General features: G+C 66.4%; 10 protein-coding genes. 5 read left to right on the top strand and 5 right to left on the bottom strand.

The window, feature by feature from the left end; translation table 11 throughout:
* A partial coding sequence (gene mobF, locus VJ976_RS10060) for a MobF family relaxase (RefSeq protein WP_324100082.1) occupies positions 1-1,342 on the bottom strand: 1,342 nt, incomplete at its 3' end.
* A 362-nt stretch (positions 1,343-1,704) separates the two neighbouring features.
* Here mobF and VJ976_RS10055 point away from each other — a divergent pair.
* The 5 genes from VJ976_RS10055 to VJ976_RS10035 all read left to right on the top strand — a co-directional run bounded on the left by VJ976_RS10055 (position 1,705) and on the right by VJ976_RS10035 (position 5,576).
* Entirely contained in the window at positions 1,705-2,397 is a 693-nt protein-coding gene (locus VJ976_RS10055) for a hypothetical protein (RefSeq protein ID WP_324100081.1), read from the top strand.
* 111 nt (positions 2,398-2,508) lie between these two features.
* A complete protein-coding gene (locus tag VJ976_RS10050) occupies positions 2,509-2,769 on the top strand; it encodes a hypothetical protein (protein WP_324100080.1) in 261 nt (86 codons plus the stop codon).
* A 54-nt stretch (positions 2,770-2,823) separates the two neighbouring features.
* Positions 2,824-3,603, top strand: a complete 780-nt coding sequence (locus tag VJ976_RS10045; RefSeq protein WP_324100079.1) for a hypothetical protein — start codon at positions 2,824-2,826, stop codon at positions 3,601-3,603.
* A gap of 522 nt (positions 3,604-4,125) precedes the next feature.
* Positions 4,126-4,944 carry a C40 family peptidase gene (locus VJ976_RS10040; RefSeq protein WP_324100078.1) on the top strand — a complete coding sequence of 273 codons (819 nt, stop codon included), beginning with the start codon at positions 4,126-4,128 and terminating at the stop codon, positions 4,942-4,944.
* A 146-nt stretch (positions 4,945-5,090) separates the two neighbouring features.
* On the top strand, positions 5,091-5,576 hold the full coding sequence (locus VJ976_RS10035) for a hypothetical protein (RefSeq protein ID WP_324100077.1): 486 nt from the start codon (positions 5,091-5,093) through the stop codon (positions 5,574-5,576).
* A gap of 34 nt (positions 5,577-5,610) precedes the next feature.
* On the opposite strand, the gene VJ976_RS10030 is transcribed toward VJ976_RS10035, so the two are convergent.
* From VJ976_RS10030 to VJ976_RS10015, 4 genes are all read right to left on the bottom strand, one after another.
* Complete coding sequence (locus tag VJ976_RS10030; RefSeq protein ID WP_324100076.1) at positions 5,611-6,399, bottom strand: DeoR/GlpR family DNA-binding transcription regulator; 789 nt, start codon at positions 6,397-6,399, stop codon at positions 5,611-5,613.
* 67 nt (positions 6,400-6,466) lie between these two features.
* Complete coding sequence (locus tag VJ976_RS10025; protein ID WP_324100075.1) at positions 6,467-7,330, bottom strand: carbohydrate ABC transporter permease; 864 nt, start codon at positions 7,328-7,330, stop codon at positions 6,467-6,469.
* Positions 7,327-8,505, bottom strand: coding sequence for a sugar ABC transporter permease (locus VJ976_RS10020; protein ID WP_324100074.1), 1,179 nt, complete (start codon positions 8,503-8,505; stop codon positions 7,327-7,329). The genes VJ976_RS10025 and VJ976_RS10020 overlap by 4 nt, the downstream gene beginning before the upstream one ends.
* Positions 8,498-9,847: an ABC transporter substrate-binding protein gene (locus VJ976_RS10015; RefSeq protein ID WP_324100073.1), complete on the bottom strand. Its 1,350-nt coding sequence runs from the start codon at positions 9,845-9,847 to the stop codon at positions 8,498-8,500. The genes VJ976_RS10020 and VJ976_RS10015 overlap by 8 nt, the downstream gene beginning before the upstream one ends.
* Positions 9,848-9,936: the final 89 nt, after the last annotated feature.

Raw genomic sequence — 9,936 nt, 5'->3', positions numbered from 1 at the left:
TCTGATGTGGGTTGAGGCTGTCAACCCATTGCCGTGTGCCGGTGTGGTCGGCGCGTCGTGTGATCCGGGCGATGAGTTCGCCTTCGACGGCGAGGACCTGGGGCGAGGTGAGGGATCGAACGTGCTCAGGGACATCGGGCCGGGCCAGCAGCGGAGTACAACGTGCGACGGCCCGGGAGGTGATGTCCTCCGCCAGCTCGATCCGAGCGGCGGGCTCGGCGACCAGTGCGGTCTGAACCAGGAGCACCTCGGTCTTCCCACGAATGTCGGCGGTGTTCCAGGCCGACCGGTTGGCGCCGAGCATCGAGACGACGAGCTCGGCGGCGGCGTCGCGGTCGATCCATCCCGGCAGCGTCCGCTCGAGGGTCACTGCGTGGGCCGGGTCGCGGTAGCCGATCTCGCTGAGCTCGGTGTTCCAGCGGTCGACGAGCTCGCGACCGTCCCTCGGGATGACCTTGTCGGGTCGTGCCTGCGCCCAGGCCCGACGGTCCCATCCCTCCCGTAGTCGAGGACTGGGCTCTTGCCCGGGATGGTCATGACGCCAGTCGGCCTCCAGCCGGTCCACGTTGCGGCGGATCTGCGCGGCTCTGGCGCTGAAGGCGCCAACGTACGACATGAGCTCACGGATCTCGCTTGTCTCGGGATCGACGGTGAGTCCGTGCGCAGCCAGCGCCGCCCGGAACTCCGGGTCGGTCGCGACGGCGGCGTGGCCGATGCCGTTGATGGCTTCGATGCTGTCTCGGATGCCGACGGAATGAATGCCCCGCCAGGCACCTGCCGCCCAGACGCGGGCGTTGATCTGCAGATGGAGGTGGCGGTGCGGGTCGCCGGCCCGAGACGTGTAGTGCCGGATCACTGCGCTTTCGATGGACTCGACAGGCACTTGGACCTGACGTCCGCGAGGGCCCACGCGGGTTGTCGCGTGGGTCGCAACCCAGCCAACGATCTCGGCGGCCGCCATGTCCTGGGCTCGGTCCAGAGCGGCGGAGACCTCCGGGTATAGAGCGGCCGCCAGCGACCAGGTCTTCGGTCCGTTGACGACCACCTCGACGAAGCGCAGCGCCTTGTCGTCCGTGCGAAGGCGACCCTTGAGAGTCATCGTCTCCACATCGAATCCGGCGACCCAACGCTCGTACACGTCCCCGGTCATGACGCCTACGGTGCGCGCGCCACTGGCGGTGGCGACCAGGCGCGCGGCGACGCCGCTGCCTTCGGCGAGGTAGTAGTCATCCGCCCGGGACCGGTCGCGTTCGACGTAGGCCCGGGCAGCCCCCGGCGCTCCGCGGTAGAACTTCACTCCGCCGTGCACCCAGACCACCGCCTCCACCGTGTCCGTCGACAACCAACGGACCCCTAGAAATGCCGCGTGGGCCGCCCCCAGGAGGGGCGGCCCATCTACGTCCTTCGTAGCATGCGTGCCGCGTCAAGAGGAGGGTTTCAGATGCCTCGCGGCCACGGGAATGAAGGAGATTCTAGGGACCGACGATGGTAGAAGACTGTCAATCAAGCGAGACAGAGTGAAAAGGCAGAGCATCGGTGACCTTGAGATATCCCGGATAGTGGGATCCTGGCTGTCTCAAGAGATCGCGCGGGCACGGCGAGGGCCATGCTGAGGAAGTGTCGCGATCACTCACCTCACAGCGGTGGGCTGTCCTCCGTAGAGTGTGGCGCGCACCGACCTCTCTTGCATGAAGGAGCCCACTGATGAGACCGACCTTGTCCTGGGGCGCGCCGATGGCCTTGGCTGCTTTGGCTCTCGCTGGGTGCGGAAGCAATGAACCTTCCGCAGAAGCAGAGCTACCTGAGCAAGTGACCGAAAGCGCGGAAGCGTCCACGTCCACCGCGGGACCGGAGGAGACCACCAAGGCGGAACCTGAAGCGGAGCAGGACCCGGAGCCTGAGCCAGCCGCTGACGAACCGGAGCGCAGCGACCGGGGGAACCTGGTCAAAGACATCGGTCAGGCTGCTGGCGTGACCGCTGAGGACGGGACACAATTGGTGAACTTCACGGTTACTGACATCCGTGTGGATCCGGAATGCACCGAAGAGGCCTTCCTTCAGGAGCCACCGGCCAATGGAAACTTTGTCGCGGTGGACATGGCCATTGAGACGTTGCCCGAACTAGCCGAACGCGCCGAATACGAGGCCTATGTGAACGTGTCGGAGTACTCGTTCTCCGTGTTCGGCCCGGACGGAATGCGAGACAACGACGTAGACGGGAACGGATTCTTCTGCTTGACCGACGCAGAGCAGTTGCCGCCCGAGATTGGGCCCGGGGAAAAGGTCAACGGCACAGTCGTGCTGGACACGCAATACACGGAGGGCACGGTCGTGCTCTCCGGAGACGCTTTCGGGGTGTACGACGGCGCCGGGTGGGAGTGGTCCTACGGCGAGTGAAGGCGAGCGGTCGGCGCTCTCGAAGCGTCGGTTCTCGTAGTTGGACGGAGGCTTGGTACTTTGGTACTTTGGGACCTAGGTACCCTGACCTCAGGTTTAGGAGACTCTGCCATGGCTACCGCTACTGCGCCGATCAAGGTTGACGCCGCAACTGACGAGCTCGTGTCGCACGCGGCTCACTTCATGTCCCGCTCGAAGAAGGACATCGTTGAGGCTGCCGTGCGCGAGTACATCGACGCGCACCGAGATGACATCAACGCTGGGATCAAGGCTGCGCTTGGCCAGCTCAACGGCACTGACGCTGCTGCAGTGTCGCTCGTGACCGGGCTCAGCACTGAGGAACTCCGCGACCTTGGTGGCCTGCCCAAGTAGCCGACCTCTGGTGCCTTCCGCTGGACCGTCGGAGTGAGCGGCTAGGTTCGCCGCATGGTCGCGGAACTGGCCGGCGTGCGCCCAACCAAGCGCTGCTTGAATGATCTTGAGGTTGAACTGCCAGACCTCGGGGTTCGCTTGGAGGAGATCGATCGGCCGATCATCGTGAGCGCCCAGGCGGTTCCGGAACAGCGAGACGCCGGTGGAGCGGAGCGCGTCGTCGCGCTCACTGACCGTGTCTGGTTCAAGGTCAAGACCAGCGATCAGCGCGCCGTTGTGACCGAGCTCCGCGACGCTGATCTGCCCGACGGGGTACACCCGAGTCGCGGAGCGTGGTGGATCGGTGGTGCGGGCCGACGCCAGGCGGACAGCGCGCAGCGTGACTTCTACGTCGCGCTGCAACGAGAGTGCACGACGGGAAGGACAGTCTCCTCGGCTCACCTACTCCCGACGGAATGGGACTGGAAGCGCCTCGCTGCGGAGCAGGCTGTCGCGTGGCGGCGCGAGATGAAGCGAATGGTAATCCGGCTCGTGGCGATGTCGCTGAAGTCTGGCCAGCTCGCAGTTGCCGAGTTCCTCAACCATCGGATCAAGGCTCTCGTCAAGGCAGACAACGGGCACGAGGCCTACCTGGCGATCATCGCCGAAGGAGTGCCGGACCCCCAGGTGTTCGCGTTGCTGCTTGACTGTGTCCCAGGCGTTCGGCCCGACGAGTGGCAGCCCGAACCATCGCCCCTGGCGGAGATGAACCCTGCCTCGGGCGAGATCATCTGGTCGACGCTGTTCTCGCCCAAGATCGCCGACGCGATCCTCGACCTGGACGGGGAGGACTGAGGGGGCGCGGTCCGCAAACAGTCCGCAAGAAGTCCGGCGGGGGCCGATTCTTGCCAACAACGTCCAATGGTCTGGAGAGCACGTTCTTCGAGGTCAGATGCCATTTTCCGGCCGTTTCAGGCGGCTGCCAACGACAGCCGAAACCCCGGTTTTCGTTCCGCTTCAACGTCTGAGCTCGCCCGCGTTCGACGCCGCCTTCCGGTGTCGTCCGGGGCTGGTGACCGGAACGTGTCGTCTCAGGGGGCGTTATCGAAATGTGACATTTGGGCCCAGTGTCGCGTACGGTCGTTCCTGTTCCCCTCGCTGGAGGGGCCCCGGTGGTGTCCCAGTCCTGTCACTGCCTCCGGGATGAACGCATGAGCCGCCGGACAGGGGCGGCGCACCCAGGGTTGGTTGCGGCATCTGACGATGCCCCTTGGGGTGCAGCATCCGAGATCTGAGCATGACTTGGATGCCGGGTGCCACGACGGCGCCGGAACCCGACAGCTGACCTCCCAGTCGCACACGAAAGAGAGATTCACCGTGCCCACAAACTCGCCCGGACGCCACCGCGCTCCTAGTCGACTGTCCTTCAAGCCCGCCGCTCGCGCATCGATGGTGGCCGCCGCCTCCACCGGTCTGCTGTTCGCGATGTCGGGCACGTCCCAGGCAACGCCCACCGGGGCGGAGCCCACCAGCTCGCCGGTCGCCGCGTCCGGCCTGGCCACCACCGGGGGAGCGTTCACCGCGACCCCGAGCGCCACGCTGCCTACCACCCCCTCCAGCTTCAGCACTGTTCGCTGGGGCGCGCGGGGCGGCAGCGTCAACACGATCCAGCGGATCGTGGGCACCGAGGTGGACGGAATCTTCGGCCCGAAGACCCATGCCGCCGTCAAGCGGTGGCAGGGCCGCAACGGCCTCGTCCAGGACGGCATCGTGGGCCCCCGGACCTCCGCCGCGATGGACCTGTCGAGCTCGTCCTCCGGTGACCGCTCGTCCTCGTCGGCTTCGCGCAGCAGCTCGCGATCCTCCTCGGGAGTGCTCGGGTACGCCGCGCAGTACACCGGCATCATGTACAGCTATGGCGGTTCGACGCCGGCCGGTTTCGACTGCTCCGGCTACACCTCGTACGTGTTCGGCAAGGCCGGCATCTCGCTGCCCCGCAGCGCCGCGGCGCAGCAGGCCGCGACGACGCCGGTCAGTAACCCGCAGCCGGGCGACCTGGTGTTCTTCGGTTCACCGGCGTACCACGTGGGCATCTACGCCGGCAACGGCCAGATGTATGACTCGGGCAAGCCGGGTATCCCGAGCCAGCTGCGCGACGTGTTCAGCGGGGTCAGCGGCTACGGGCGCGTCGGCTAGCTCGACTCCTCGGACCCAGGCAACACACGAAGGCCCTCGGCCCCCCGCGGGGCCGAGGGCCTTCGTGTGCGAGCGACAGGTTGGGCGCACCATCGGCTGATCGAGGTGCGCCAGCAGAGCGGTGCGACGTCAGTAGGGTCGGGGGTATGGTGCGCAAGCTGGCAGGCGTCGGTGTCCTTCTCGCCGCGGTTGCCGTGCTGTTCGGCGCACTGGGCCGAAGTCTGGCCCTGTCGACACCAGCGCCAGGCCAGCCGAGCCTTGCCCTCCTGCAGTTTGTGGTGGGAATCATCTCTGCGGTGCTGGTCACGATCGGCGCCATCCTGCTTGCCCTGGCTGTGCTGGCTTCGGTGACGCGTCGAGCCCCCATCCCCGGTAGTCCACCACGGTTGCTCTGGCTCGGGCTGGCCGTGGTCTTCGCGTCCGTCGCCGCGGAGGCCGGTGCCTGGTGGTTCGTGGGGGACCCGAACGCACCCTGGAGCAGCTGGATCCCGCTGGAAGCTGCGTGGACGCTCAGGCAGGTGGGGAGCGCGATGGTGGCCGTATGGTTGGCCGGACGCCTGGCTCACGGAGCCGGCGGCCCGAAGGCCGACCCTGCGCTGGGTGCCTCAACGAAACGACGAGCAGGCCGCTGACCGTGCGCGGCGAGCCGAGCCTGCAGCGAGACGCTCAGCCGGTCGCCCTCACCAGCTCGACCCCCGCGGCGCGCAGGTCCCGCCGCAGCGCGGTAGGCACAGCCGCGTCGGTGATCAGGACGTCCATGCTCTCGAGCGCCCCGAGCCGTACGAGTGCCGTCCGGCCGATCTTGCTGGCGCTGGCCAGCACGACCACCTTCTCGGCGCACCTCATCACCGCGGACTTGATGGGACGCTCCAGCTCCCGCTCCATATAGAGGCCGTCGGGGTCGAGGGCGGCGACCCCGACGAAGGCGGTGTTGGCCCGCAGGTCGGTCAGCGTCGCCACCGCGGAGTCGCCGACGAAGGCATGGCTGTCGTGCAGCAGTTCCCCGCCGAGGCCGATGGTGCACGCGGCAGGCAGGGACAGCGTGCGCTGCAGGACGGGGACCGAGTGCGTCACGATCTTCCCCGCGAAGGAGGAGGGCAAGGCCTGCGCCAGCGCCAGGCAGGTCGTCCCGGCGTCGATGACCACGGCGTCACCGGGGCGGATGAACCGCAGCGCCTTCTCGGCAATCGCGCGCTTCCCGTCGGACTCCGCCGTGACCCGGCTGAAGAACCCGGTGGTGTAGATGCCGCTGTGTGGCAGGCCGACCCCGCCGTGGACCACGCGCACGGCCCCCTGAGCGGCCAGCGGACGAAGGTCACGCCGAACCGTCATGTCCGAGACGTCCAGCACCGCGGCCAGCTCAGCAGTGGCGTAGAAACCGCGATGACGGAGCAGGTCCATGATCTGCTCTTGGCGCGCCGTCATGGTGGGAGCGACCGCTTCGATCTGACTCATACGACCGACCAGTCTACCGAGCCGACGTGCGGTCCCCGGCTGTGTGGCAGGAGACCGCGTCGTGCGCTCAACCCTTGACCGCCCCCGAGGTCAACCCGCGCACGAAGTACCTCTGCAGGCTCACGAAGACGATCATCGGAATGATGATCGACAGGAACGCTCCGGCCGTCACGAGCTCAGCCCCCTGACCCTGGGTGCCGAGCAGCTGCTGCAGCAACACGATGACCGTGGTGTTGCGCTGGTCCAGGAAGAGCTTGGCGATGAGCAGGTCGTTCCACACCCAGAGAAACTGCAGCGTCGCGAAGGCGGCCATGGCCGGCACGGCCATCGGAGCCACGAGCCGCCAGAAGGTCTGGAAGTGGGTGCAGCCGTCGATCTTGGCGGACTCGATCACGCTCGTCGGCAACGTGGCCATGTAGTTCCGCAGCACGTAGATGGCCAGCGGCATCCCGAACCCCGTATGCAGCAGCCAGACGGCGATGTAGTCGCCCGCGAGGTTGAGCCCGTTGGGACCCAGCAGGTCCAGCATGGGTGCGAAGGCGACCTGGATCGGGATGACGAGGATGCCGACGATGATGATGAAGAGCACGTCCTTGCCCGGGAACTTCATGAACGTGAACGCGTAGGCGGCGAACGCAGCGAACATGATCGGGATGATGGTGGCGGGGATCGCGATGACGATGCTGTTCACCAGGCCTCCGGCCATGTCCTGGCCGGTGAGCACCCCGCGGTAGTTGTCGAGGGTCCAGCCGGTGCCGAAGGGGTTGACCAGGGTCGACCACCACCCCGAGGTCAGGGCGTCGTCTCGGGTCCGGAAGCTGGTGATGAACAAACCCAGCGTGGGGATCGTCCACAGCACGGCGAGTGCGGTCATGACCACCATGGAGAACGGGCTGCGGGGACGACCGTCCTTGAGCTTCCCGGCGTTCACAGCCCAGCCTCCTCGCGGCGGAACGCCTTGATCTGGTAGTACATCACCGGCAGCACGGCGATCAGCAGCACGACGACGATCGCGGCCGCCTGACCGGCCTGGCGCGCATTGAACAGCTCCTTGAAGAAGAGGTTGGCGATGACCTCGGTCTTGAAGGAACCGTTGGTGACCACGTAGACGATGTCGAACACCTTCATCACCAGGATGAGCACCGTGATGTAGACGGTGATGATCGTCGTCTTGATCTGCGGCACAGTCACCCGCCAGAAGACCTGGAACTCGTTGGCGCCGTCGATGCGTGCCGCTTCCACCGTGTCCTGGGGGACTCCCTTGATCGCCGACGACAGCAGGATCATCGCGAAGCCGACCTGGAGCCAGATGAGGATGACCATGAGCAGGAGCGAGTTCAGCCTGCCGGCGGAGATGTTGAGCCAGGCCTGCGGCTCACCGCCGAGACCGGTGAACACGGCGTTCAGCAGCCCGGTCTGCGCCTCGCCCGGGGGTGAGTAGGCGTAGACCAGCGTGACCCAGATCGCCGAGGCACCGACGAACGAGATCGCCATCGGCAGGAAGATGAAGCCCTTCGCCGCCTTCTCCCCGGTCGCCGAGAGCTTGTCCGCCAACACCGCGACGATGACTCCGAAGACGACCGTCGCGGCCGGCACGACGATGATCCACAGCACGTTGTTGAAGATGGCCTGGAGAAAGGCTCCGTCGGCGAAGATCGCGCGGTAGTTCTCCAGACCGACGTAGGCCGTGCTCTCGCTGTTCGCGAACGAGTAATGAATGGTCTGGATCGTCGGGTAGATGAGGATGAGGACGACCAGGGAGAACCCGGGCAGGAGGAAGGCATACGGGATCAGGCCCCCGGAGAACCGTCGAGGAAGCGCCTCGATGAAGACGTTGAGAAAGGAGAACATCCCGAACGCGCCGCCGACTCCGGCGACGATGGCGACGGCGCCGATGCCGAGCCGGCCACCGAACCACTGCGGGTAGTAGGAGATCGCCAAGAACAGGTTGACGGCCACCCACACCGTGACCACCAGCCCCACGGCGCCGATCACCAGCTTGACCGGCTGTACCCCTTCGCCGGCGCTGGAGGTGCTCTTCTCCGTGGGCTCCGACTCCGAGCGCTGCGCCGGTTCCTGGGGCGCGGTACTGGTGGAGCTAGTCATTGGGCCAGCTCGCTTCGATGTCGTCGGTGACCTGCTTGCTGGACTTGTCTCCGCCCATCCACTGCACCATCCCGGACCAGAACGACCCGCCACCCACCGCGTTCGGCATCAGGTCGGAGCCGTCGTAGCGGAAGACATCCGCCTCGACCGCGATGGTGGCGATGTCCTTGGTGGTCTGGTTCGGGTAGTTGTCCATGTCGAAGGTGGTGTGCGGCGAGAGCCATCCTCCGGCCTGGGCCCATTTGTCCCCGAACTCGTCCGAGGTCAGGAACCGCATGACCTCCTTGGACTCGTCGTCGTTGCCGTTGAACAGCGCGGCCAGGTCGCCTCCACCCAGGATCGGCTGGCCCTTGAACCCGCCCTCGATCGGTGGGAGCACGTAGATGCCGACTCGGTCGTCGAGGTTCTTCTGCACGTTCGAGGGGTAGAAGGCGCTGGCGAAGTTGGCCTGTCGGTGCAGGTAGCAACCGGGAGGATCCTTGAACGCCGGGGTCATGGCGTCCTCGAACGGAGTGTTGAGCACGCCGTTCGCCCCCCCGAGCACGTTGCCCTTGCCTTTGACCACCTTCGCGAACTCATCGAAGGCCTCGACGACTCGCGGGTCGTTGAAGGGAATCTCGTGGGCCGTCCACTGGTCGTACACCTTCGGGCCGTGCAAGCGGAGCATGTACTCCTCGATCCAGTCCGTGCCGACCCATCCTGTGGCCTGGTCCGCCTGCCAGCCGATGCACCACGGAGCGGTGCCGTCGGCCTTGATCTGGTCGGCGACGCCGGTCAGCTCACCCATGGTGGCCGGGTCGGTCGAGTAGCCGGCGTCCCCGTAGGCGGGCTTCGGGTACCACACCAGGCTCTTGACCGTCAGCCGCATCGGGGCGCCGTAGACGCGGCCCTCGTACCGGCCCGCATCGAGGAAACCTTCGATCAGTGTCTGGTCCAGCGAGTCGTAGTCCAAGAAGGTGTCGATCGGCTGGACCTTGTTGTCGGCCGCGAGGTCCAGCACGCCACCGGGCTGAGGGAAGAGCCCGATGTCGGGAGCGTCGTTGGCCCCGACGCGCTGCTGGATGGTCGTGGTGAAGTCCGAGTCGGCCACGTACTGGATGTCGATGCCGGACTCGTCTTCGAAGGAGGCGATGGTCTTGTTGAACGCGTCCGCTTCCGACCCACCGAAGGCGCCCAGCAGCTCGACGACCCCGTCGTCGTCGGGGGAGCCTCCGTCGACGAACCCGCCCATCCCCTCCCCGCCGGAGCCCGAAGCCGCATCCGGATCCTGCAGGCAGCCGGCGCACCCCAAGGCGACGGCAGTGAGTCCGGCGGTGATGAAAAGGGTGGGTCGGCGCGCCATTGCGTCTCCTCAAGTGGATCACAGCCGAAACCCGGCTCGACTGATGCGTCTGACGGTAAGGTAACATCGGCTGAGCGAATTTCAACAGG

This window comes from Ornithinimicrobium sp., assembly GCF_035267225.1.
GTDB lineage: Bacteria > Actinomycetota > Actinomycetes > Actinomycetales > Dermatophilaceae > Ornithinicoccus.
Note: the sequence above shows the minus strand (reverse complement) of the source record. Positions and strands in the feature narration are given on the sequence as shown.